At 43.7% G+C, this 22,719-nt stretch carries 25 protein-coding genes; 5 read left to right on the forward strand and 20 right to left on the reverse strand.

Annotated elements, in window-relative coordinates:
- Window positions 1-11: 11 nt before the first annotated feature.
- The 4 genes from A3IK_RS0112410 to hisC form a co-directional block, all read right to left on the reverse strand.
- Window positions 12-1,436 carry a cytochrome b gene (locus tag A3IK_RS0112410; protein WP_020560307.1) on the reverse strand — a complete coding sequence of 475 codons (1,425 nt, stop codon included), beginning with the start codon at window positions 1,434-1,436 and terminating at the stop codon, window positions 12-14.
- The gene (petA, locus tag A3IK_RS0112415; protein WP_020560308.1) at window positions 1,436-2,038 is read right to left on the reverse strand and encodes a ubiquinol-cytochrome c reductase iron-sulfur subunit; all 603 of its coding nucleotides are present in this window, start codon (window positions 2,036-2,038) and stop codon (window positions 1,436-1,438) included. The genes A3IK_RS0112410 and petA overlap by 1 nt, the downstream gene beginning before the upstream one ends.
- 265 nt (window positions 2,039-2,303) lie before the next feature.
- On the reverse strand, window positions 2,304-3,062 hold the full coding sequence (locus tag A3IK_RS0112420) for a Nif3-like dinuclear metal center hexameric protein (protein ID WP_020560309.1): 759 nt from the start codon (window positions 3,060-3,062) through the stop codon (window positions 2,304-2,306).
- A 1-nt stretch (window position 3,063) separates the two neighbouring features.
- Window positions 3,064-4,131, reverse strand: coding sequence for a histidinol-phosphate transaminase (hisC, locus tag A3IK_RS0112425; RefSeq protein WP_020560310.1), 1,068 nt, complete (start codon window positions 4,129-4,131; stop codon window positions 3,064-3,066).
- A gap of 79 nt (window positions 4,132-4,210) precedes the next feature.
- Between hisC and rlmC the strand changes: the two genes are divergently transcribed.
- The gene (rlmC, locus tag A3IK_RS0112430; RefSeq protein ID WP_020560311.1) at window positions 4,211-5,350 is read left to right on the forward strand and encodes a 23S rRNA (uracil(747)-C(5))-methyltransferase RlmC; all 1,140 of its coding nucleotides are present in this window, start codon (window positions 4,211-4,213) and stop codon (window positions 5,348-5,350) included.
- An 80-nt stretch (window positions 5,351-5,430) separates the two neighbouring features.
- Here the strand turns inward: rlmC and A3IK_RS0112435 are convergent, their stop codons facing one another.
- A complete protein-coding gene (locus A3IK_RS0112435; protein ID WP_020560312.1) occupies window positions 5,431-6,792 on the reverse strand; it encodes an ammonium transporter in 1,362 nt (453 codons plus the stop codon).
- Between the two features lie 13 nt (window positions 6,793-6,805).
- Window positions 6,806-7,144 carry a P-II family nitrogen regulator gene (locus A3IK_RS0112440; RefSeq protein WP_020560313.1) on the reverse strand — a complete coding sequence of 113 codons (339 nt, stop codon included), beginning with the start codon at window positions 7,142-7,144 and terminating at the stop codon, window positions 6,806-6,808.
- 405 nt (window positions 7,145-7,549) lie between these two features.
- Here A3IK_RS0112440 and A3IK_RS0112445 point away from each other — a divergent pair, with 405 nt between their 5' ends.
- Complete coding sequence (locus tag A3IK_RS0112445; RefSeq protein ID WP_020560314.1) at window positions 7,550-8,272, forward strand: SPOR domain-containing protein; 723 nt, start codon at window positions 7,550-7,552, stop codon at window positions 8,270-8,272.
- A 43-nt stretch (window positions 8,273-8,315) separates the two neighbouring features.
- Here A3IK_RS0112445 and A3IK_RS0112450 read toward each other — a convergent pair whose 3' ends face one another.
- Together A3IK_RS0112450 and rpoH are read right to left on the reverse strand one after the other, a co-directional pair.
- The gene (locus A3IK_RS0112450) at window positions 8,316-8,903 is read right to left on the reverse strand and encodes an HNH endonuclease (RefSeq protein ID WP_020560315.1); all 588 of its coding nucleotides are present in this window, start codon (window positions 8,901-8,903) and stop codon (window positions 8,316-8,318) included.
- Between the two features lie 348 nt (window positions 8,904-9,251).
- Window positions 9,252-10,118 (reverse strand): RNA polymerase sigma factor RpoH, encoded by an 867-nt coding sequence (gene rpoH, locus A3IK_RS0112460; RefSeq protein WP_020560317.1) that lies wholly within the window; start codon window positions 10,116-10,118, stop codon window positions 9,252-9,254.
- Between the two features lie 206 nt (window positions 10,119-10,324).
- On the opposite strand from rpoH, the gene A3IK_RS0112465 reads away from it, so the two are divergent.
- The gene (locus A3IK_RS0112465) at window positions 10,325-11,848 is read left to right on the forward strand and encodes a coiled-coil domain-containing protein (protein WP_020560318.1); all 1,524 of its coding nucleotides are present in this window, start codon (window positions 10,325-10,327) and stop codon (window positions 11,846-11,848) included.
- 28 nt (window positions 11,849-11,876) lie between these two features.
- On the opposite strand, the gene nhaR is transcribed toward A3IK_RS0112465, so the two are convergent.
- Entirely contained in the window at window positions 11,877-12,815 is a 939-nt protein-coding gene (gene nhaR / locus A3IK_RS0112470) for a transcriptional activator NhaR (RefSeq protein ID WP_020560319.1), read from the reverse strand.
- 112 nt (window positions 12,816-12,927) lie between these two features.
- Between nhaR and A3IK_RS20445 the strand changes: the two genes are divergently transcribed.
- A complete protein-coding gene (locus A3IK_RS20445; protein WP_083915732.1) occupies window positions 12,928-13,416 on the forward strand; it encodes an RrF2 family transcriptional regulator in 489 nt (162 codons plus the stop codon).
- Window positions 13,417-13,645: 229 nt separating this feature from the next.
- Here the strand turns inward: A3IK_RS20445 and A3IK_RS0112480 are convergent, their stop codons facing one another.
- Genes A3IK_RS0112480 through A3IK_RS19395 form a run of 3 tightly spaced genes read right to left on the reverse strand, consistent with a single transcriptional unit; the run spans window position 13,646 to window position 15,367 of the window.
- Complete coding sequence (locus tag A3IK_RS0112480; protein ID WP_020560321.1) at window positions 13,646-14,236, reverse strand: rhomboid family intramembrane serine protease; 591 nt, start codon at window positions 14,234-14,236, stop codon at window positions 13,646-13,648.
- Window positions 14,237-14,272: 36 nt separating this feature from the next.
- Window positions 14,273-14,839 carry a DUF1415 domain-containing protein gene (locus A3IK_RS0112485; RefSeq protein ID WP_020560322.1) on the reverse strand — a complete coding sequence of 189 codons (567 nt, stop codon included), beginning with the start codon at window positions 14,837-14,839 and terminating at the stop codon, window positions 14,273-14,275.
- A 12-nt stretch (window positions 14,840-14,851) separates the two neighbouring features.
- A complete protein-coding gene (locus tag A3IK_RS19395; RefSeq protein WP_020560323.1) occupies window positions 14,852-15,367 on the reverse strand; it encodes a paraquat-inducible protein A in 516 nt (171 codons plus the stop codon).
- Between the two features lie 74 nt (window positions 15,368-15,441).
- On the opposite strand from A3IK_RS19395, the gene A3IK_RS0112495 reads away from it, so the two are divergent.
- On the forward strand, window positions 15,442-16,254 hold the full coding sequence (locus tag A3IK_RS0112495) for a DUF2797 domain-containing protein (RefSeq protein ID WP_040849180.1): 813 nt from the start codon (window positions 15,442-15,444) through the stop codon (window positions 16,252-16,254).
- A gap of 51 nt (window positions 16,255-16,305) precedes the next feature.
- On the opposite strand, the gene trxA is transcribed toward A3IK_RS0112495, so the two are convergent.
- The 8 genes from trxA to rpsP form a co-directional block, all read right to left on the reverse strand.
- The gene (gene trxA, locus A3IK_RS0112500) at window positions 16,306-16,683 is read right to left on the reverse strand and encodes a thioredoxin (protein ID WP_020560325.1); all 378 of its coding nucleotides are present in this window, start codon (window positions 16,681-16,683) and stop codon (window positions 16,306-16,308) included.
- A gap of 101 nt (window positions 16,684-16,784) precedes the next feature.
- Window positions 16,785-17,402: a flavin prenyltransferase UbiX gene (locus A3IK_RS0112505; RefSeq protein WP_020560326.1), complete on the reverse strand. Its 618-nt coding sequence runs from the start codon at window positions 17,400-17,402 to the stop codon at window positions 16,785-16,787.
- Between the two features lie 7 nt (window positions 17,403-17,409).
- On the reverse strand, window positions 17,410-18,777 hold the full coding sequence (gene mpl / locus A3IK_RS0112510; RefSeq protein ID WP_020560327.1) for a UDP-N-acetylmuramate:L-alanyl-gamma-D-glutamyl-meso-diaminopimelate ligase: 1,368 nt from the start codon (window positions 18,775-18,777) through the stop codon (window positions 17,410-17,412).
- A 25-nt stretch (window positions 18,778-18,802) separates the two neighbouring features.
- Window positions 18,803-20,626: a putative bifunctional diguanylate cyclase/phosphodiesterase gene (locus tag A3IK_RS0112515; protein ID WP_020560328.1), complete on the reverse strand. Its 1,824-nt coding sequence runs from the start codon at window positions 20,624-20,626 to the stop codon at window positions 18,803-18,805.
- Window positions 20,627-20,823: 197 nt separating this feature from the next.
- Window positions 20,824-21,171, reverse strand: coding sequence for a 50S ribosomal protein L19 (gene rplS, locus A3IK_RS0112520; protein ID WP_020560329.1), 348 nt, complete (start codon window positions 21,169-21,171; stop codon window positions 20,824-20,826).
- On the reverse strand, window positions 21,146-21,922 hold the full coding sequence (gene trmD / locus A3IK_RS0112525; RefSeq protein ID WP_020560330.1) for a tRNA (guanosine(37)-N1)-methyltransferase TrmD: 777 nt from the start codon (window positions 21,920-21,922) through the stop codon (window positions 21,146-21,148). Before trmD ends, rplS begins: the two co-directional genes overlap by 26 nt.
- A 2-nt stretch (window positions 21,923-21,924) precedes the next feature.
- Window positions 21,925-22,437: a ribosome maturation factor RimM gene (gene rimM / locus A3IK_RS0112530; protein WP_020560331.1), complete on the reverse strand. Its 513-nt coding sequence runs from the start codon at window positions 22,435-22,437 to the stop codon at window positions 21,925-21,927.
- Window positions 22,438-22,460: 23 nt separating this feature from the next.
- Window positions 22,461-22,715 (reverse strand): 30S ribosomal protein S16, encoded by a 255-nt coding sequence (gene rpsP / locus A3IK_RS0112535; protein WP_020560332.1) that lies wholly within the window; start codon window positions 22,713-22,715, stop codon window positions 22,461-22,463.
- Window positions 22,716-22,719 lie beyond the last annotated feature (4 nt).

Here is a 22,719-nt window from a genome sequence, read left to right on the forward strand (position 1 = left end):
ACGGCTACTCCTTAATCTGTAACACGATCTGGAACAGGTTTTTCCATATTCCACTTCGATACGAAGGCTGGCAACAACAAGGTAATAGCCAGATAGGCCAAAGGCCAAATGAACTGAACTAGAATTTGATGAGCCTCATCTTTAACCTCGCCGTTATAGCGCCACAAATCAATACCCACCACTAAACCTAATAAGAGGCCAAACCACAGTAAATAATTAACAGTAGCAGGACGACTATGTACCCAAATCACGATGAAAAATAAGAAGTAAATTTCAGTCATTCGAGTGCCTAGCTCTTTATAAACCGGAGTAACCGTTTCAACTCCCATCCAGCCTAAGACAATAAATACTAAGGCAAAGATGATTAGATTGGCTTTATGAGCCAGAGTGCGATAACGCCATGATTTAATTGGGTTCTGATCTAACCAAGGTAAGAGGAAGAGCACAATGATGGCTGAGAACATCGCCAACGTACCATACCAAGGATCAGGAACAGCCCGTAATACAGTATAAAATGGAGTGAAGTACCATACAGGGGCAATATGCAACGGTGTTTTTAAAGCATTAGCGGGTTCAAAATTAGGTTTTTCTATGAAATACCCACCCATTTCTGGGCTGAAAAACACAATAGCAAAGAAGAAGAACAAGAATACCGCCACACCAACAATATCTTTGACAGTGTAATAAGGATGGAAAGGAATACCATCGGTAGGAGCGGTTGGACTCCACATATTACCTTTCGGGCCTTGTTTAATTTCCACACCATCGGGATTATTAGAACCGACCGCATGTAACGCTACGATATGAACGAAAACTAAGGCAGGAAGAATTAAGGCAGGTAAGAAGAAATGCAATGCAAAGAAACGGTTTAAGGTCGCATCGCCTAAAACGAAATCACCCCGAATCCAAGTAGATAACTCATTACCCACATAAGGTACGGTATTGAATAGGTTGATAATAACCTGAGCACCCCAGTAAGACATTTGTCCCCAAGGTAATAAATAACCCATAAAGGCTGTCGCCATAAGCACAACATAAATCGCCATACCTATGAGCCAAATCAGCTCGCGTTTACCTTTATATGATCCGTAAATCAACGCACGATACATATGCAGATAAACCACAATAAAGAAGGCCGAAGCCCCTGTAGAGTGCATATAACGAATAAACCAGCCACCCGGTACATCACGCATAATGTACTCAACCGATGCGAAGGCATAAGCCGCATCAGGCTTATAGTTAAACGCTAAAAATAAACCGGAAACAATCTGAATCACTAACACTAAAATGGCTAGTGATCCGAAGAAATACCAAAAGTTAAAGTTTTTAGGTGCATAGTACTGTGCTAAGTGGTAGTTCCACGTTTCCATCATCGGGAAACGGTCTTCTACCCAACCTAAAAAACCTTTGTAATTATGAGCGGGACGATCTGCCATTATACCGCCTCCTTAGCATCATTTAAGCCTATTACAATAGTGCTATCATCTTTAAAATAATAAGGAGGCACTTCTAAATTGCTACCTGCTGGAACATTCTTGTATACCCGACCCGCCAAATCAAAGCGTGAGCCATGGCAAGGACAGTACCAGCCGCCAATCCAATCGGCACCCAAATCAGCAGGAGCTACCTCAGGGCGATAAGAAGGAGAGCAACCTAAATGCGTACAAATCCCGACTAATACTAAATATTGCTCTTTACGTGAGCGATAAAGATTTTTAGCATACTCAGGTTGTTGAGTAAGGATATTAGAATCGGGATCTTTCAGACGATCATTTAAAGAGGCTAATCCCTTCACCATTTCAGGTGTGCGATTAACCACCCAGACGGGTTTACCGCGCCACTTCACACGTACCTGCTGACCTGCCTCCACCTTACCTAAGCCGTACTCCACCGGTGCACCTGCGGCAAGCGCCCGCGCACTAGGAGACATCGAAGTAAGAAATGGAGTTGCAAGCGCGACCGTTCCAGCTCCCCCTACTACCGAGGTAGCAGCGATTAGGAAGCGGCGGCGGCTTTTATCTACTCCTGAATTTGCCATCGTTAGCTCACTCCAAAAATAATCAAAACCAAAGCCCCTGTATAACGTATTAATGTGTTAAACAAGTAACTAAATCTGCATAATGTGGTGGCGGTGGCACTCGGCTATCTTAGCCTACACGAAACGAGGCTATAGGCTTAACTACAATAATTTGAATGCTAATGAACACTCAACCGTCCTTAGAACAACCTCAACAGCTCCTAATCCTTAACCACAGATAACTGGAGTCGCATAATACCACAAAAAAATACGGTAATAATGTGTTTTATGCAGGGTTATCTAAATCCAAAAAGATATGCTTTAACCCAAAACGCTCAGCCAAATGCTCACCTAAGGCCTGTACACCATAACGCTCGGTTACATGGTGACCGGCTCCAATATAATGGATACCTAATTCGCGCGCGCTATGGGTTGTTTGCTCTGAAATCTCACCACTAAGATAAGCATCAACCCCCAATTCGGCGGCACGATCTATATAATTTTGCGCTCCTCCGGTACACCATGCAATGCGCTTAATCAAATGTGCGCCCCCACTGACTAAGATAGGCTCACGTTGCAAGGTTGACGCAACCTGTAAAGCGAAAGCCTCCAAAGTCATCGGCTCTGCTAAAACACCGATATTACCCACCCCTTGTAACTCGCGTGCATCCATCACGTTCTCTACTTCTATACCAAGACGTTGAGCTAGTTGAGCATTATTACCCAGTACGGGATGAGCATCTAAGGGTAAATGATAGGCTAATAAACTCATATCTTGCTTAAGGAGGGTAGCCAAACGCTTTTTCTTCATCCCACGCACCACAGGATTCTCACCACGCCAGAAATAACCGTGATGCACTAATACCGCATCTGCCTTTAAATTCACGGCCTGATCCAAAAGTGTTTGGCTTGCCGTTACACCAGAAACTATAGTGCTAATCTCGGCTTTGCCTTCCACTTGAATACCATTAGGACAATAATCCTTAAACTTACTGACGCCTAATAAGTCTGCTAGATATTGCTCTAATTCATATAAATTTATCATGCTAGCCCACCAATTGCTTAAGCTGCTTTATTAGCTCATTCATTTCAGCCTCTGTACCAATCGTAATTCGCAAATACTCATTCAAACGCGGTTTATTAAAATAACGCACTAAAATGCCGCGAGCTTTTAGTTGCTGATATAAATCCTGCGCTTGCCCTAAGGGGGGGCGGGTAAAAATAAAATTCGCACTAGAGGGTAATACCGTAAAACCCAATTGCTCTAAGGCCTGCACAGTATGCGTGCGCGTCTGCGTAATCGCCTCACATACTGTATGCAAATGCTCGCGATCCAGAATAGCTGCCGCGCCAGCCACCAAAGCCAAGCGGTCTAACGGATAGGAATTAAATGAGTTTTTAACCCGCTCTAGGGCTTCAATTAAATCCGCCTGCCCTATGGCAAACCCCACCCGTAAACCGGCTAATGCGCGTGATTTTGACAGCGTTTGTACTACCAATAAATTAGCATACTGTTTTACTAAACTAACCGCACTCTCTGCGCCAAAATCGACATAAGCTTCATCCACCACTACCACCGAGTGTGGATTACGCTGCAATAAGGTTTCAATCGATGCTAGGGATAAAGCGATTCCTGTTGGGGCATTAGGATTAGGAAAAATAATTCCCCCATTCGGGCGCTGATAATCATCAATATTTAATGTGAAATCGTCGCGCAAAGGAATTACATCGGCTTTGATCTGATATAAATTGGCATAAACCGGATAAAAGCTATAGCTAATATCGGGATAAAGTAGCGGTAAATCGTGTTTTAATAAGCCACAAAAAACATGCGCGAGCACTTCATCCGAGCCATTGCCCACAAACACTTCTGACCGTGTTAGACCATGCTCCTTAAAATACTCCAGCACCGCATCCTTCACGACATCGCCATTCGGGTCGGGATAAAGCCGTAAATGCTCTAAATTAGCCTCACGGAGTGCTTGAAGCGCTTTAGGCGAAGGGGGATAGGGGCATTCATTGGTATTGAGCTTAATATAACGTTGATCCTTGGGTTGCTCACCAGGCACATAGGGATCGAGGTCGTGAACGTGGGCACTCCAAAATTGGCTCATGACAGAAATCTTTGTGAAAACTAAACCTTAAGTATACCATCGACTTCCTCAACTTGACGACCTCTACTTAGTACGCTGTATGACTGCTCTATCCTGCCCTCATTATCAAGCTCAACGTTGCCAATCCTGCCGTTGGCTCGACCTCCCCTACCCACAACAAATTCAACAAAAGCAACAGCATTTAGAGCAAATACTCGCTCCTTATCCCGTCAAAGCTTATGAGTCAGCCATCACCAGTCCTATTCATGCATTTCGCAATAAAGCCAAAATGGTGGCCTTAGGTGCAGCCCATCAACCTCTGTTAGGTATTATTAGCCCGCAAGGCGAACATACCAGCCTAGTGGATTGCCCCTTATACTCGGACACTATGCAAGAGGTATTAAATTATTTAGAGCAGTGGATTCAAAAAGCGGGTATTCCACCTTATCGTATTGATAAACAAAAAGGCGAATTAAAATATATCCTACTCACACAAAGCCAAGCGAGCGGCGAGTTCTTATTACGTTTTGTGCTCCGTAGTGAAAATGCCCTAGCTCGTATTCAAACACACCTAGACACGCTACTAACCCGATTTTCCGCCATTAAGGTAGTCTCTGCCAATATTCAACCTATTCATATGGCGGTATTAGAAGGCGAGCACGAAATTTTTCTGACTGAGGCTAAGGTACTAGATGAACAATTTAATGATGTACCCTTAAAAATTCGCCCCAAAAGCTTTTTTCAAACCAATCCCTTTGTTGCAGCCCAACTTTATCAAACGGCTAGAACATGGACACGAGAATTACCAGTTACACACGTATGGGATTTATTTTGTGGCGTGGGCGGTTTCGGTCTACATTGTGCTACACCCGATACCTATTTAACGGGTATTGAAATTGAGGCCGAGGCGATTGAATGCGCTAAACAATCCGCGCAACAACTAGGGTTAAAACATGTAACCTTTAAAACGCTTGATTCAGGTACTTTTGCACTAGAACAAAATACGCCCCCTGATTTAGTGATTGTTAATCCTCCGCGCCGTGGCATCGGACAGGCTTTAGCTCAACAGCTTAATCAGTTTGCCCCTCAAGCGATTTTATACTCAAGCTGTAATCCTGAAACATTAGCCAGTGATCTGAGCTATCTAGATCGATATCGCATTGAGAAAGTACAACTTTTCGATATGTTTCCGCATACCGCGCACTATGAGGTGTTGTGTTTATTAGTCCTTCACAAATAATTAGCAATCTCGAAAAATAAGAAAGGCCAGACTAGCTGGCTGGCCTTAAGTATCATTGCGATACCTTGAGAGAGGGAGAGTTATAAGTTATAAGCGCGTTCACCATGACTGACGGTATCTAGACCTTCACGTTCTTGTTCACTATTCACCCGTAATCCCATCGTCACATCAATTAATTTAAATAACACAAAACTCACTACCCCAGACCAAACAATAGCGGTCAAAACCCCCCAAGATTGGCTGATAAATTGTGCCATCATATTATATTCGGCGACGGCATTGGTGGTGTAATCAAATACACCAGAACCACCTAACGCTGGGCTAGCCACCACCGCAGTGCCTAGCGCACCAACTACCCCACCAATACCGTGGACACCGAATACGTCGAGTGAGTCATCATAGCCAATCCAACGCTTCATGCCGGTTACACCCCATAGGCAAGCAGCACCTGCTACCGCACCTAATACAATGGCACCCATAGGGCCTGAGAAGCCTGCCGCTGGTGTCACTGCGACTAATCCAGATACGGCACCGGATACAATACCCAACATTGAAGGCTTACCACGAATCAACCACTCAATAAACATCCACGCTAACGCAGCGGCAGCGGTCGCAACAATCGTATTCAACATAGCAAGCACTGCTGTTCCGGTTGCTTCAAGGTTAGAACCCGCATTGAAACCAAACCAACCCGCCCATAATAAAGAACCACCGATCATGGTCAGGGCTAAATTATGTGGAGCCATCGCTTCTTTGCCGTAACCAATCCGTTTACCGATTACCATCGCACCCACTAATGCCGCAATCGCTGCATTAATATGTACTACTGTACCACCCGCGAAATCTAAGGCACCGTGACTAAATAAGAATCCAGCCGGAGCAGAAGGTGCAGAAGGACCACCCCAGAACCACACCATATGAGCCATGGGTAAATAAGAAAAAGTAAACCATAACATGGTGAATACAATTAAAGCTGAAAATTTAATCCGCTCGGCAAAACCACCCACAATCAAAGCCGCTGTGATACCTGCAAAGGTTAACTGGAAGATCATAAAGACCATTTCAGGAATCACTACCCCTTTAGAAAAGGTTTCCACCACTGCTGCGGTATCAACGCCACTCAGGAAGAGCTTGTCAAAACCACCAATAAAGCTATTGAGTGCTCCCCCTTCTGTAAAGGCTAAGCTATAACCATAGACCACCCATAAAATGGCAATCACACAAAAAATAGCAAATACTTGACTGAGTACGGACAGCATATTTTTAGCGCGGACTAAGCCACCATAAAATAACGCTAAGCCGGGCAAAATCATTAAAATAACAAGGACGGTTGAAATCATCATCCAAGTGGTATCACCCTTATCCGGTACTGGCCCATCAGCCAACGCGATACCCGAAGCACCTAATAAAGCCATTAAACTCATTAACCGCAAATACTTCATCTTTCAGTGCTCCTTAGAGTGCATCAGTGCCACGTTCGCTAGTACGAATCCGAATCGCTTGTTCAATCGGGGATACGAAAATCTTGCCATCACCGATTTTGCCAGTATTAGCCGAATTCGTAATGGCCTCGATGACTTGATCCACAATGGCATCATCTACGGCAGCTTCTAGTTTAATTTTTGGTAAAAAATCAACCACATATTCAGCACCCCGATAAAGTTCGGTATGCCCTTTCTGGCGTCCGAAGCCTTTGACCTCAGTCACGGTGATTCCTTTAATTCCAATCTCACCCAAGGCATCTCGTACATCGTCGAGCTTAAAGGGTTTAATAATGGCGGTGATCATTTTCATTTACTATAACTCCATAACCGTCAGTGGAATGGACCTTAAAAACGTCCGGTTGATGAAGTCAATGCAATTGATATGCCAATCCCATCCTAGCTCTCTCTATAAAGCAAAGTACCTAAATAGTGCATCGTTTTAGCACCAAATAGGTGCAAAAACTATTGCGCTGCACCATGGCAATAAATACTTGAGCCAAAGTCGTCAGGTATTTCTTCCGCAGCCGCTATGAATACATCCTTGTACACTACAAAGCAGCATCCCTGCCGCCAAGACTGCTCCAAAAATACCCGCTGGCTTTGGTATATCTACTTCCTTAGTACATTTTATAATCATAAAATCACTGAACAAGGGTTTTGCTTGGGAAAATATTAGAACTTGTCTATAGTTAGGGAAAACTTAGATGGGGATAGCATGTCTCAGCCAGTGAAAAGTTCCCAAGGACAAAAAGGGGGCATTCGTTTATATCATGTATTATTGATTGTCATCTTAGTCGTAGGCACCGTTTTGCTTTATAAAAAAGGTTTGATTCCCGGTATATCTAGTTTGCCGACTATGAGTCAAATTACTGAAAAACTGCCCACTGTTAGCCTTCCTACATTGTCATCCAATAATACTAATACTCAACCGGGGGTCAATGTCTCAGTAGGTGTCCCTGAGGGAGAGTTATTGAATGATGAATGGGTGCCACCGAGTGATGATAACTCCGTCTATCAAGATAATAATGAGTCCTCTATTTCACTGATGACTCAAGAGCCTGCACCCGTTACTAAAACTCAAACAGTCCAAGAACCCAAACCTGTCACACGTCCCAAACGCGTGACACCCCCAGCACCCGTCAAAGTTAAGAATCCACCGCCTGAGTTTCCGGCTAATTTGGCTAATGGTTATTACACGGTACAGGTATACGCAGGCTATAACTCCAAAACGGCCTATAGTATCCGGCGCTCTTTAGAGCAAGATGGTTATTTAGTCTATATTTATCGCATAGAAGATCGTACAGGGATGTTATTTAGAGTACGGATTGGGCGTTATGCCAATCTAAATAGCGCTCGTGCGGTACGTGATCAAATTCGCCGCCGCTATCCTAAGCATCTGAGCCAGAGTTTTGTGATGATGCGCCAGTCCACTTTGTGATGTGACGCCTAGTTTATTCCCTAGGCGTCCTTGAGCGGTTTACTTATTGCAAACGCCCACGTAACCGGCTACTACGGGGAAAATGAGCGCATAAAAACTCCATCTGATCTACTAAAATATGTCTACCTTGTAAATAGACATATTCCGCATAGGTAGGCTGAAAAGGAATGGCTAAGAGTGGCATATGTGCCTGCTCTGGCGTACGCCCCCCTTTGAGACTATTGCAATGACGGCAAGCGGTCACAACATTAGTCCATGTATCCTGCCCTCCTTGCACGAGCGGACGAATATGATCACGGGATAAATGCCGCTCACTAAAGGTTTGACCACAATACATACAAGTATGGCTATCCCGTCTAAATAAGGCCGGATTATTTAGAGGCGGTATATATTGCTGACTATTAAGCCCATGCTGACTACCAATAGTTGCGATAATAGAATTGATTTCAAGCAAACTTTGTTCACCTGTACGCGCATTAACGCCCCCATGTATCACTAATAGTGATGTGCCACAGGTATAGGCGACTTGATCGGTACAATATAATTTTACTGCGGTTTGGAAGTGAATCCATTCAAGTGGTAACCCACTGATATCCGTTCGCAAAATAGCTTGATTTAAGTTTTGTTCCATATCGTTATCCTTATGCATTAGTCTGTCAGCACTGATAGGCTCCTATCCTACTGAGTAAGTGAGTAAAAAAGTTAAAGCACATGACAAGCACTTAACGAGCATATTAACGAAACCTAATGCTTGTCGGTTAGACCTCGATTGGATTATGCTCTACATTAGTTAATCTGTGAAAAGGTAAATAGTATGTTTAAATTAGATTTCGGCTTTGGTTTACCTATGGCTATTGTGGTGGCATTGATTGCATGGTCATGGTTTTCCTTCTTTTCGGTGGTATTCTTTGGTAATTAAGCCCTTTTGAATAGACCAAAAAAAAGCCGCTGAGTGCGGCTTTTTTTACGGAAGTGATGGTTATACTTCCAAAGCGACCGCCTGTTTCAATTTCTTAACCGCTACATTTTCTAGCTGACGTATCCGTTCAGCCGAGACATTATAACGTTCTGCTAGCTCTTGTAGGGTGGCCTTTTCTTCAGCCAACCAACGACTTGCTAAAATATCACGGCTACGATCGTCCAACTCCGCCAATGCAAGCGCAAAGCGTTCACGCGTAAACTCTTCCCATTCCTCGTTTTCGAGAACCTCAGAAGGATCATACGTGCTACTGGCTAAATATTGTTGCGGCGCATAATGCTGCTCACTGTCTTCTTGATCCGGTGACAGATCAAACGCCACATCTTGTGCGCTCATGCGCTTTTCCATCTCTAACACATCCGCTGTTGTGACCCCTAGATCATTAGCAACGGATTGAGCCTCTTGATGAGTCAGCCAACCTAAGCGATTTTTACTACTACGTAAATTAAAAAATAGTTTACGCTGAGCTTTGGTAGTCGCAACCTTAACAATCTTCCAATTTCGCAGGATAAATTCGTGAATTTCTGCGCGAATCCAATGAACAGCAAACGAAATCAGGCGCACATTCACCTCAGGATCAAAACGTTTGACCGCTTTCATGAGGCCAATGTTCCCTTCCTGAATTAAATCACCTAATGCTAGACCATAACCATTATAGCCCCTAGCTACTTTCACCACAAAACGCAGGTTATGTAATACCAAACGCCGGGCTGCATCTAAGTCATCATATAAGCGTAGGCGTGTAGCTAATTCTTTTTCTTCGTCGGCCTCCAATACGGGAATCGCATGAATGGCATGAACATAGCTCTCCAAGCTCCCCACGGGGCTTGGTAAAGTCTGTCCACGAAGCATCAATGCTTGACTCATAATGGGGTAATCTCCTTAAGATAAATTATATTTTAGTACTTGACTTTGGCTTATTTTAGCACTCTTTAATTAGGAGTGCTAATTTTTTTAGTTAAAATCACTTGACAGCTCGTAAACAGAATTGCTACCTCTGTACTCCTCATCCTTTAGCTACCTTTTAAGTGCTTTTATGATCAAACGATCTTATCACTTAGAGTAGTTCTACTATGCTTGGCCCTACAGATCATTCCACTGACGCTCATGCCACTGGCAATGCTCTCAAAGCAAACTCTGGCTTAGTCAATATATCCCTCGATGACCGGGGTACTGAACAACATATTCAAGTACTAGAGGCCGAACTCGCTAAACGCAATCAACTGATTGAAGAGTTCGAGTACCTACTAGAAACACGTACTAAGCAAATTAACGATAAAGACTTGCAACTACAAAACAAAATACGTGAATTGCAAAGCCATCTAGAACAACAAGAATATAGCTATGTTCAGGATAATAAATCCGCCCCCGACATCGTTAATCAAATTAATAATTTACGCAAACAATTAGTCAATAAAGATCAAGACCTTTATCAGCTTAAGTCACAGTATGAAGAAAACTTACAGCAACGGGATAAGCAACTCGAAGCACGCGAACGTCTACTTGCTAAACGCCATCGTGAAATTGAAATTCGTGATCAACAACTCGCCAAGCGTGACGAGATCATTACTGCTTTAGAGTCAAAGTTACTCGAACTGAATCGTTGGACACACGAGCACCAAAAACAACAAGCCCAAACCGCCAATATTGTCGCCGATCACCAACAAATGATTAGCGAACAAGAGCAACACCTCTTACAACGCGATCAGCAACTAGCGGAGCGGGACAAACAAATTGCTCAACGTGATCAAGAAGTTAGCGCTAAAGCAGAGCTTTTGTCTCAACGCGACTCGCATTTAACCGCACAAACTTCACAGCTCACTAGTCGTGATCAGGCCATTCAGGAGCGTGATAAAACTATTCAAGAATTACAGCAACATATTGAAAAACTGGATGCTATTTTGCAAGCTCGTCAGGATAAATTAGAGTCTTGCCACCATCAGTTTGTTAAATTAGAAAAACTCTTACTGACTAAATCACTCTATACTGAACACCTAGAGCGCCAACTACAAGAATGGCAATTACATCTGCACGAACGTGAACAGGCACTCACTCAGCAACAACAACAGGTAGTTCAGTTACAAAATAGCTTATTGGAAAAAGACCACCTAATTGCTGAAAAAGATCAAACCTTACTCAAACAGGGGCATAGCCTAGAGCAACACACGTTACAGCTTCAGGATCGGGAAAAACAGTTGAGCCAACGCGAGCAAAATGTAGAGCAGCGTCAACAGAGTGTGAGTACCTTAGAGGCAGAACTCAAAACACAATTAGGCAAACTAGGTGAGCTATTAATAGCACCGCAACATCCTCTCACAGGACACACCGAGCTACTCAGACAAGCCCAACACCGTATAGAACAACGGGAGCAACACCTACAGCGCTTAGAACAACAACTGGCGCAGCGTTTAGAAAGCTTACAAAGCTATCAGGAGTCAGAAAGCAACCGTTACAATGAAGCACTCAAACAACGTGAGAAAGTCATTCAGATCAAAACGCAAATGATTGAACAGCTCAATCAGCAATTACTAGTTAGAGACAAAATCTTACGCCAGCGTGATCAACAACTGCATAAATTACGCTCACCCGTGTATTAACGAAGTCGCTGATACGCTCTGATTTGGCTTAAGGCTCAATATCGATAGCTCGACTCTTTTTATGCTTTAAGGGCGCAATAGCTTGCAACCAGTCTTGCGCTTGCTCCGTAATAGCACGCACGGCGGGATGGGTAATACGGCGCTCTACTGAAATGGCATAAAAATTTTCCCACATATCCCTTGGACTACCAATCAGCTCAATCCCTTCACTTTTCAGTGCCTCAGCCAAAACGGTAGGGGCAGTGAAAACACCGCGTCCAGCTAAACCAAAAGCCTTCATTAAGGCACTATCATCAAATTCACCGACGATTCTAGGCTCAATATTTTGGTCATAAAACCAACGCATGAGTTGAGTACGAATAGCCGCGCCCTCATTAGGCATTAATAAGGGAGCTTGATGTAAGCACTGAGGAAACTCGCCTATTAGTTCTTGTTTAACTTCTTTACTGCTAAAAAAACTAATACTACTGGCTCCTAAAGCGTGACTAAAACCCTTTACATTCATAGTAGCGGGCATGGGACTATCTGCGAGAACTAGTTCCATGCGATGTACGGCTAACTCACCTAATAAGTCGGGTAGCTTGCCCTCGGTACAAATAATATGAATGGGCTTGGCTAAAGTCATAGCAGGTTCGAGAATTTTGTAGGCAATGGACTTGGGAACTAAGTCCGACACCCCCACTCTAAAAAGTTGGGCTTTGCCTTCGGGATAATGTTGCAATAGCTCACGCATTTCAGCACCGAGGGCAAAAATTTCATCTGCATAATCGAGAGCAACCTGTCCAGCTTCGCTGAGTTCTAAATTGCGGCCTCGCCGATGGAAGAGTTGAGTACCTAAATCTCCCTCTAACATTCCTAGCTGCATACTGATAGTTTGTGGGGTAATATGTAGCCTATCACTAGCGCGAGCAATACTTCCCGCCTTGGCGACCTCTCGAAAATAATACAGATGTTTATAATTCAACATTGAGAACCATCAACTTTAAACTGACAAAAGACCAAGATAATCGACTTTTCAATCTTACCTTTTAGACCTATAGTTGATATTAAGATAAATAGAAAATTAGGGAGAAAGTATTATGACACTTTCGGAACACGGATGGAACGCTATCATGACCATGGCAACTCTCGCCACCCACATGGGTGCTGAGGCGCTACGCTTGAAAGACATTCGCGCTCAAGTTAAAGTTTCTCGTCCTTATATGGAGCGTACTCTCGCTAAATTACGTCAGGCGGGCTTAGTCGAGGGCATTCGCGGCACAGGGGGCGGTTATTACTTAAGTAAGCCTGCGCATCAAATTACCTTAGCTGAGATTGTCACGGCGGCTGAATCGCCAGAGCCTCATGCACAATGGCTCGATATGCAACCGACTACCGTTGAACAATTAGTCACGCAAGAAATTTGGCGCGAAATGGATAATAAACTACACGGTTTATTAGCCAGTGTAACCTTAGGTAGCTTATTACGCATTGAGCAAAGACGTCCTAGTTATAAACCCGGACTCACTGCTCGCCTGATTGCTAAGATGTTTCCACCACGTCTACCTGAAACCGGCATGGCTTATTAAAGCGTATGAGTTAGGATATGCACAAAATTGCACATCTTATTCATTATTCTTGCACGGTTGCCGACTAGACTCTAAGCACTGACACAAAATGACGACTTAGTAAACGACAATATAAAAAATTCCTCCATGCCTCATTTAACAATTGACGAATAGAGGATTCCCCGCGTTGTACCTATCAACTCACAACGCGGGTTTAACTTTTTAACACGTTTTAAATCAAAAAAATAGCTTAGCTTTCTGATTTATTGCGTTTTAAAAATAACCAAGCGACTAGCGCTCCGGCAATGGCACCAAATAAATGACCATCCCAAGACACACCACGCTGACCCGGCAAAACACCTAATAGTAATGTACCACCATACATAAAAACCACAATAGCACTGAGTATTAAAGGTACAACACGGCGCTCTAATAACCCAGAGATAATGACAAAGCTTGCCAGACCAAATACTAAGGCACTCGCCCCAATGTGTAACGCAGTACGTCCAAATAGCCATAGTAATAAGCCACTTAAGAGCATAATCCCTACCACTACCCAACGTGTATCTGCTCTAGAGCCGGCTAATAGCACCAATAAGATTACTAAGGGCACGGTATTATTCAGTAAATGTGTATAGCTACCATGTAAAAAAGGCATGGTTACAATGCCAACTAAGCCTTCTCCCTCACGGGGTACTAATCCCCATTGCTCCAAGGGTAAAAAGCGGTCTAAGGCAAATACAACCCAAATAGCGGCAATAAATATAAAGACTAACCATAATTCATCCTTAATACGGTGTATATGACTTTGCCCAGCCTTATTATTAAAAAAATTCGTCATGGATTAGCCTCTGTTAGTTATTAATCATGGATAGTATTAATCACGTTTGCATTGAGCGAGCAATGTTCGCATATGCTCAATACCTAAATTACGCACATGTTCGATATTGCGTATCGGTATGGCATCAATATTAGGATGATAGTCGATAGCCTGCTCAATGCTAGCCTCTCTGATCAAATGCAACATAGGATAAGGTGAGCGATTGGTAAAATTCTCCACATCGTCATAATCGGTATCGGCAAATTGATAGTGAGGATGAAAGGAGGCCACTTGAATCTCCCCTTCTAAATCCAGTTCTAGCAATAAATCATCCACTTGATCTAGAAAAGCGTTATAGACCCCAAAATCCTGCAAGACATTAGGGTGAATTAAGAGGGTCGTTTCCAGTTCCTGCACGGGTGTATGCGCTAAGTGTTCTAAGGCTTGGGTCAGATCGGACAATAATTGCTTGGGGCGCTGAGCATGACTGACCTGATACAGCACACGATTTTCCCGCACAGGTTTACCCGCAAAGGGGCATAAATTTTCTTTTACCACCCACTGCTCTACCCAGCAGCGCGTTGCTTGCAGCACAGCGGCGTGCTCATTTTCTTGTTCAGACATATCCATTACTCACTAGGATTTTAGAATAGTTAAGTCGCGTGACTGGCTGATTTTAGCTTGACGCTTTAACACCCAATGGAGCCACACGCTCAAAAACTGCATTAATAATACCGCCCCAGTAAATAAATACACGCCTTGATGTACCACCACATGCGCCAATGGCCCTAACTTTACCGCCACCAGCATTAGGGCTACGACAAACACATCCAGCATCGACCACTTGCCCCAAATTTCTAGAAAGCTAATCCAAAGATGATGGCGTTCACGATACCCCTGTGAGGTATTCACTACTAAACCTAATACCACTATTTTAATAATCGGGGTCACAATACTAAACAAACCCAATACCGCAAATAAGGCAAACTCACGCTCAGCCCATAATGCTTCTAGGCTAGAGGCTAAGGAAAAAATATTTTTAAAAATCCATAGCTTTTCTAATTCGATCAACGGTGCGAACACACCTGCCAGAAATAGCCCTAATGCCAGCAACAGTAAAGCGTTAAATATCAAACGTGGTATTAAAGTCACAAACCTTGTCCTATTAAACCATCAAGGGCTGAGCCATGTTATGATCTAAGCGATTGAAGCAACCAGAGGGTACTATGCACATTATCGGTAATCTATCCAAAATGCACACGCAAGCGACGACGCCTGTTAGTTACTCCTTAGTACTCAATGATACCCCTATCCTACTGAATCCTCTGTTAGGTCATGCCTTAAGTTTAGAATTTACCGGGCAAATTAACTGTATTTACTGTGGACGCAAAACCAGCAAAAGCTTTAATCAGGGCTATTGTTATCCCTGTTTTACCCGTTTAGCGCAGTGTGATACTTGTATTGTGAAACCGGAGCTATGCCATTATGCCCAAGGGACGTGTCGTGAACCGGAATGGGGCGAACAACATTGTATGCAGCCGCATTATGTGTATTTAGCCAACTCATCGGGTATCAAAGTGGGTATCACCCGCCATACTCAACTGCCTACCCGCTGGATAGATCAGGGTGCTACCCAAGCCTTACCTATACTCAAAGTCCCCACGCGCCATCAATCCGGTTTAATAGAAAATACCTTAGCTCAACATATCTCTGATAAAACCCAATGGCAGAAAATGCTCAAAGCAGAAGCTGATAAGGCCGATTTACGCACTAAACGCGATGAGCTGATTACCCTAACACAGTCTGATATTAATGATTTAGCGCTGACTGAGCTTGAATATCTAGATGATCCACTCACTGAACTCACCTATCCCATCGATACCTATCCCACTAAAGTCACTGCCCATAATTTTGATAAAACCGCACAGATTAGCGGCATCCTACAAGGCATTAAGGGGCAATATTTATTGCTCAGTACGGGGGTATTAAATATTCGTAAATTTGGCGGGTATCAAGTGAAATTTAGCAGTGAGATATGAAGAGGCTAATTGCCTAGAAAGTATTCACTCTCTAGGCATACAAAAACAACCTTAAGCCTGATTCGCTGAATCTTGTTGGGCAGCGATTTCAGCATGTACTTTTGCCATATCTAGCTCACGTACTTTGCTAATCACTTCCTCTAATTGCGACTCACCTAAAGCTCCGGGCTGAGCAAATAGCACAACCTGCTCACGGAAAATCATTAAGGTAGGAATCGAGCGAATTTGAAAATGTTCTGATAGTTCTTGTTCATCCTCAGTATTCACTTTAGCAAAGGTAATATCAGGATGCTTTTCAGACACTTTTTCAAAAGTAGGGGCAAATGAACGGCAAGGGCCACACCAAGGTGCCCAAAAATCGACGATTACAATGTCATTTTCAGTAATAGCATCATTAAAACTATCTGCGGTCACTTCAATAGTTGCCATGACAACTCCTATATCAATTCTAATAAAGATTAATCAAAGCAACACGTTTAGGTTGTCCGATCAATTGACTTAAGGGTAACACACGAAGTAGTGAGAGCACACTACCCCCTATTGCTGCCCCATTTAGGTTGTAATATATGGGCAATATTCAAATGATCCAAGACCCGCGCCACCATAAAATCAATTAAATCTTCAATGGTTTGGGGGCGATTATAAAATCCGGGGTTAGCTGGCATAATCACCACGCCCATACGCGAGAGTTTGAGCATATTTTCTAGGTGAATATCCGAAAAAGGTGTTTCGCGTATCACTAAAATAAGCTTTTTGCGCTCTTTTAACGCCACATCAGCGGCACGCTCGATTAAATTACGGCTACTACCACAGGCAATAGCAGACAAGGTTGCCGTCGTACAAGGACATACCACCGTAGCATCAGCCACACCGCTACCACTGGCAATCGGTGCCATCCATTGCTCACGCTCAAACACTTGTAGCTGCCCCGCTTCGGCCTGATAGAGCTGAGTAAAATACTCGGCTATCTCGGCGGCCCGTCCGGGGAGATGATGGTCGGTTTCGGTATTAATGACTAATTGTGCTGGGCGTGATAGCAATAAATAGATGCGGCACTTTGCTTGAATAAGCTGTTCGAGCAGGCGCAAACCGTATTGAGCACCGGATGCACCTGTCATGATGAGAGTAATAGTAGGCGTTTGAGTCATTTACGGGTTAGGTTAAAGTCAAAGAGCGTAATAGCTTCTCATGAATCCCGCCAAAACCACCATTACTCATTACTAATATATGGTCACCACTTTGTGCCACTTGAGCAACGGTTTGGGCTAACTCCTCAATATTATACAGTACAATACCCTTGCCTTTTAATTCCTCTACTACCCCCGATAAGTCCCAATCCAGCCCAGCCGGTTGATATAGAAAAACTCGATCTGCCTGTTGCAGCGCTTGTGCCAATTGCTCTTTATGTGTCCCCATACGCATAGTGTTGGAGCGTGGCTCTAATAAAGCAATAATCCGAGCTTTGCCCACCTTAGCGCGTAAGCCTGCCACAGTGGTAGTAATAGCGGTGGGGTGATGCGCGAAATCATCATAAACCGTCACATTCCGTACCACACCGCGCTGCTGCATACGACGTTTTACTCCTTGAAACTCCGCTAAGGCTTGAATCGCAACATTAACCGGCACACCGACATGACGCGCAGCAGCTAGAGCAGCCAAAGCATTATTCACATTATGCTCACCTAGCATCGACCATCTGACCGTACCCACTTCTTTGCCCTGATGCAGTACTTTAAACATACTACCATCGGCTTGAACGAGTTCAGCCCTCCACTCACCTTGCCCCGCAAAATATTCAACCGGCGTCCAACAACCTTTATCGAGCATAGTCTGTACCGTACTCTCCACCCCATTAGCTACGATTAAACCATTACGCGGCACGATACGGATTAAATGATGGAATTGGGTTTGAATCGCTTCCACATCGGGGAAGATATCAGCGTGATCATATTCAATATTATTCACAATTAAGGTACGAGGATGGTAATGTACAAATTTCGAGCGCTTATCAAAAAACGCCGTATCATACTCATCAGCCTCTACCACAAAGAATGGGCTTTCAGCACTTAAACGCGCGGAAATATCAAAATTTTCTGGTACGCCACCAATTAAAAAGCCGGGTCTTAATTGCGCATATTCTAGTATCCATGCGACCATGGTTGAGGTAGTCGTTTTACCGTGTGTGCCTGCTACTGCAATCACCCAGCGATCTTTCAAAATATGCTCATATAAAAATTGCGGGCCAGAGGTATAGGGGATATTCCGCTCTAGTAGGTATTCGACTACTTCTAGTCCGCGCTTCATCACATTACCGACTACGACTTGACCCACATCGGCGGGAATATTCTCTGGTTTATAGCCTTGGCTAATAGTAATCCCCTGCTCTTCTAGCATAGTGCTCATCGGGGGATACACATTGGTATCAGAACCCGAAACTTGATAACCACACTCACGGGCTAAAAGTGCCAAACTGCCCATAAACGTACCACAGATACCTAAAATATGAATATGCTTCACTGTCATAGCCCTAATGTTACGGTTGAAATACTTATTTAATAATATGACTTTCGATGACTTGCTTCAGCGGAATCGGTCGACTAATACCATAGCCCTGCCCATACTCCACCCCAATATCTTGCAATAGCCGCATAATATGCTCATTCTCGACATACTCGGCAATGGTTTGCACCATCATCTTTTGTCCGACTTGATGAATAGCCTGTACCATGGTCAACGCTACCCCATCATTGAGAATGTCTTTAATAAAACTGCCATCAATCTTTAGATAATCGACGGGTAATGATTTCAGATAGCTGAACGAACTGACTCCCGTGCCAAAATCATCCAAAGAAAAGCGACAACCTTGGGCTTTTAGCGTTTTAATAAACTTTTGCGCCCACTCTAAATTGCTAATCGCCACCCGTTCAGTAATTTCAAAACACAACATATGCGGATCAATACGAGCTGCTTTAATTTCCTGCTGCACAAACTCCAAAAAGGTGGCGTCATCCACACTTTGCCCGGATAGATTAATGCTGAATATCGGTGCGGGGTTACGTTGATTAATGCGCCGTAACTCCTGAAGTACCGCATGCACTACCCAACGATCGAGACGGGGCATCATAGAATAGTACTCAGCCGCCGGAATAAATTCATCCGGTGAAATAGGCTGCTCATTTTCGTCAAATAAACGCAGTAATACCTCGTAGTGATGAAAAGGCTGCTTAAATTTTTCGGCTTCCAGTGATTGAATAGGCTGCGCCACTAACCTAAATTGCGTGGACTCAAACGCCTTTTTCAGTCTTCCTAACCACACTAACTGTCCACGGTGCTTTTTGACCTCAGTATCATCGGGGCGATAAAGATGCAGATGATTACCCCCCTTAGACTTTGCCACTCGGCATGACGCATCGGCTAGAGACAGGATGCGATTAGGTGTACCGGAGCGCTTATAAATCGGTACAAAACCAATACTCGCGGTAATATTATGGGTTTGGGTATTCCAGTAAAATACATAAGACTCAATCTGACGACGAATACGCTCTGCTCTTCTTAAAGCCTCTAAGGGTTCAGTTTCCCGAAATAAAATACCAAATTCATCCCCCCCAATCCGCGCTAAAATATCCCGCTGCGGAGTGATGGAAGCTTTGAGCAAATCCGCAATACGCTCAATAAAAGCATCACCGGCGTTATGCCCAACGGTGTCATTGATCATTTTAAATTGATCCAGTGCGACATGGATAAAGGCGTGTTTAACACCTTGTTGTCTAGCGGCCTCTAATGCATTTTTTAAATGTAGCTCGAAACACTTACGATTCAACAAGCCAGTACGTTGATCGTGCATCTCTAGATAATCTAGCTTAGCCTGCAACGCCCGCACTTCAGCATAATCACGCAATAATAGGAGTGTGAATAAGTTCTTATTCCCCTCTAAACGTATAGAACGTACTGTATAGTGGGTGCGTAATTCACTAATGCCTTTAGTATTTAAGATACAAGACTTATAGACATTCATTGAGGACTGGCTAGCGCTAGGAGCAGACCAAGGAATAGGTAGGCGCTTTATCGGATCAATGAGTTCAAAAATAGAGCGATACGGTTTATTACGGGTATTCATCCAACGATAACGCATCAGCTTTTCCGCCGCTGGATTCATAAACTCCACACACTCACGGTGATCGACCAACACCGCAATCTCATCAATATCAATCAGTGAATTGGCTAAAATATCCAATTGTAAAAGATGTAGACGACGCTTAGTACTGTGTTTCAGCCACACTGCTAACAGTGCAAGCAGCAGTCCTAAAGCTAGTACTACACTAATCAAAACGCTGGTAGCAACAGTTGCGGGTAAAAATGACCAGCTATCCACTCTATATACCCCAGTAGTTTTTTAGATAATTAATCACGTTGGGCTGAGTCTAGACTCTGAGTAGCTTTTAAAGGTACTAGTTTACTTAAATGCTCAGGTAAATAGGCAATGAGCTGGCTAAGCGGTGTTCATAAAAAAAGCCACTTGATTGCTCAAGTGGCTTTTTTATGAGTGATCCAAGAATCAAAGAACTGTCATTAAACTTTTTCTTTAATCCGTGCTGCACGACCTGTTAAGCCACGGAGATAGTACAGTTTTGCACGACGTACATCACCACGACGCTTCACTTCAATCGAGTGAATGGATTGGCTATAGGTTTGGAATACACGCTCTACGCCTTCACCATAGGAAATTTTGCGTACTGTGAAAGACGAATTTAAACCGCGTTTACGCATTGCAATAACAATCCCTTCATAGGCTTGTAAACGCTCTTTATTTTCGCCCTCTTTAACACGTACATTCACGACTACTGTATCACCCGCTTGGAAAGCAGGGATTGTTTTAGTCATTTGTTCTTGTTCAAGTTGTTGGATAATGTTGCTCATGGGATAAAACCTCTGCTGAAGCTTGTTGTTCCTGTCTATATTCCTCAAGCAAAACTTTGTCCGCTTGAGCTAACGTTTTAGCTTGTAATAAATCAGGGCGGCGTTGCCATGTCCGACCTAATGATTGTTTTCTACGCCATCGTGCAATAGCAGCATGGTTGCCACTTTTCAGTACCTCTGGGATAGCTAATCCTTGTACCACTTCAGGGCGTGTATAATGAGGGCAATCGAGCAAACCGTCACTAAACGAATCCTGTTCAGCAGACTCAGTATGTCCTAAAGCACCGGGAACTAATCGAGTAATGGCATCCATAATGACCATAGCACCCAACTCGCCACCACTTAATACGTAATCGCCTAAGGAGCATTCTAAATCAACGGCTAATTCAATAACGCGCTCATCAATCCCCTCATAACGACCACACACTAAAATCAGACTTTGCTCTTGAGCAAGCTGCTTAACTAGCGTTTGATCTAGCACTTTGCCTTGTGGGCTGAGATAAAGCACTTTACCTTGATTGTTTTGTTTAGCGTCATTAATCGCTTGTAACAAACAATCCGAGCGCACCACCATCCCAGGACCACCGCCATAAGGGCGATCATCTACCGTTTTATGCACATCGGTGGCATAGGCTCTAGGATTAATACAATTTAATGATACCAACCCTCGATTAACCGCTCGCCCTGTTACACCTGACTCCACTAGACTAGACACTAGCTCTGGAAACAGGGTAATAACGTCAAATTGCATAGCTAAAAATCAGCATCCCAATCCACCGTAATCACACCTTGCTCTAAAGAAACGTGGATAATGACCTGCTCCAAAATCCAAGGCACTAAGCGCTCGCGCTCACCTTGAACTACTAGAACATCATTAGCACCTGTTTCTACTAATGAAGCCACTTGACCAAACTCAATACCCTGTTGATTTACTACTTTAAGACCGACTAGATCCGACCAATAGTATTCATTCTTATCTAACTGAGGTAAGTGCTGGCGCTCAATCGCTATTTCATAGCCATTCAGCAATTCAGCTTGAGTGCGGTCATCCACTCCATCAAGCCATGCAACTAAGACCTTACCATGGGGTCTACCTGCTTTTAACTTAACCTGTTGGGGTTGGCCTGCTTTTAAGAGATGCCACGGACGATAGCGTAATATCTTCTCAGGTGGATGAGTAAAAGACATTATCTTTACCCACCCCTTAATACCATAAGCTCCCGCAATCTTACCCATTACTAATAAGGGTTGTGGAGAGGAGCTCATCGTTTAAATACTCAACTAGCTAATTAAGCTGCTGCTACAGGAGCAGGTTCTTTCATTAACTTAGCAACACGATCAGACGGTTGAGCACCTTGTGATAACCAATAGCTAGCACGCTCTGAGTTAATATTTAAACGAATCTCACGACCACGCGCTACAGGGTTATAAAAACCAATGCGCTCAATATAACCACTGTCCCGTGGTTTGCGGCTATCACTGACAACGATGTGATAGAAAGGACGTTTTTTAGCGCCGCCGCGTGCTAAACGAATAGTGACCATGCGT

The organism is Thiofilum flexile DSM 14609 (genome assembly GCF_000380185.1).
Classification (GTDB): Bacteria; Pseudomonadota; Gammaproteobacteria; order Thiotrichales; family Thiotrichaceae; genus Thiofilum; species Thiofilum flexile.

Bases quoted from the DNA above. Each gene is read 5' to 3' on its own strand.
- rpsP (WP_020560332.1), bottom strand. From the start codon at position 22,715: ATGGTCACTATTCGTTTAGCACGCGGCGGCGCTAAAAAACGTCCTTTC.
- rlmC (WP_020560311.1), top strand. From the start codon at position 4,211: ATGACTGCTCTATCCTGCCCTCATTATCAAGCTCAACGTTGCCAATCC.
- A3IK_RS0112480 (WP_020560321.1), bottom strand. From the start codon at position 14,236: ATGACGAATTTTTTTAATAATAAGGCTGGGCAAAGTCATATACACCGT.
- rpoH (WP_020560317.1), bottom strand. From the start codon at position 10,118: ATGAGTCAAGCATTGATGCTTCGTGGACAGACTTTACCAAGCCCCGTG.
- trmD (WP_020560330.1), bottom strand. From the start codon at position 21,922: ATGCAATTTGACGTTATTACCCTGTTTCCAGAGCTAGTGTCTAGTCTA.
- mpl (WP_020560327.1), bottom strand. From the start codon at position 18,777: ATGACAGTGAAGCATATTCATATTTTAGGTATCTGTGGTACGTTTATG.
- A3IK_RS0112495 (WP_040849180.1), top strand. From the start codon at position 15,442: ATGCACATTATCGGTAATCTATCCAAAATGCACACGCAAGCGACGACG.
- A3IK_RS0112465 (WP_020560318.1), top strand. From the start codon at position 10,325: ATGCTTGGCCCTACAGATCATTCCACTGACGCTCATGCCACTGGCAAT.
- A3IK_RS0112485 (WP_020560322.1), bottom strand. From the start codon at position 14,839: ATGTCTGAACAAGAAAATGAGCACGCCGCTGTGCTGCAAGCAACGCGC.
- A3IK_RS0112410 (WP_020560307.1), bottom strand. From the start codon at position 1,436: ATGGCAGATCGTCCCGCTCATAATTACAAAGGTTTTTTAGGTTGGGTA.
- rimM (WP_020560331.1), bottom strand. From the start codon at position 22,437: ATGAGCTCCTCTCCACAACCCTTATTAGTAATGGGTAAGATTGCGGGA.
- rplS (WP_020560329.1), bottom strand. From the start codon at position 21,171: ATGAGCAACATTATCCAACAACTTGAACAAGAACAAATGACTAAAACA.
- hisC (WP_020560310.1), bottom strand. From the start codon at position 4,131: ATGAGCCAATTTTGGAGTGCCCACGTTCACGACCTCGATCCCTATGTG.
- trxA (WP_020560325.1), bottom strand. From the start codon at position 16,683: ATGGCAACTATTGAAGTGACCGCAGATAGTTTTAATGATGCTATTACT.
- A3IK_RS0112420 (WP_020560309.1), bottom strand. From the start codon at position 3,062: ATGATAAATTTATATGAATTAGAGCAATATCTAGCAGACTTATTAGGC.
- A3IK_RS0112440 (WP_020560313.1), bottom strand. From the start codon at position 7,144: ATGAAAATGATCACCGCCATTATTAAACCCTTTAAGCTCGACGATGTA.
- A3IK_RS0112450 (WP_020560315.1), bottom strand. From the start codon at position 8,903: ATGGAACAAAACTTAAATCAAGCTATTTTGCGAACGGATATCAGTGGG.
- nhaR (WP_020560319.1), bottom strand. From the start codon at position 12,815: ATGTTGAATTATAAACATCTGTATTATTTTCGAGAGGTCGCCAAGGCG.
- petA (WP_020560308.1), bottom strand. From the start codon at position 2,038: ATGGCAAATTCAGGAGTAGATAAAAGCCGCCGCCGCTTCCTAATCGCT.
- A3IK_RS0112435 (WP_020560312.1), bottom strand. From the start codon at position 6,792: ATGAAGTATTTGCGGTTAATGAGTTTAATGGCTTTATTAGGTGCTTCG.
- A3IK_RS0112505 (WP_020560326.1), bottom strand. From the start codon at position 17,402: ATGACTCAAACGCCTACTATTACTCTCATCATGACAGGTGCATCCGGT.
- A3IK_RS0112445 (WP_020560314.1), top strand. From the start codon at position 7,550: ATGTCTCAGCCAGTGAAAAGTTCCCAAGGACAAAAAGGGGGCATTCGT.
- A3IK_RS20445 (WP_083915732.1), top strand. From the start codon at position 12,928: ATGACACTTTCGGAACACGGATGGAACGCTATCATGACCATGGCAACT.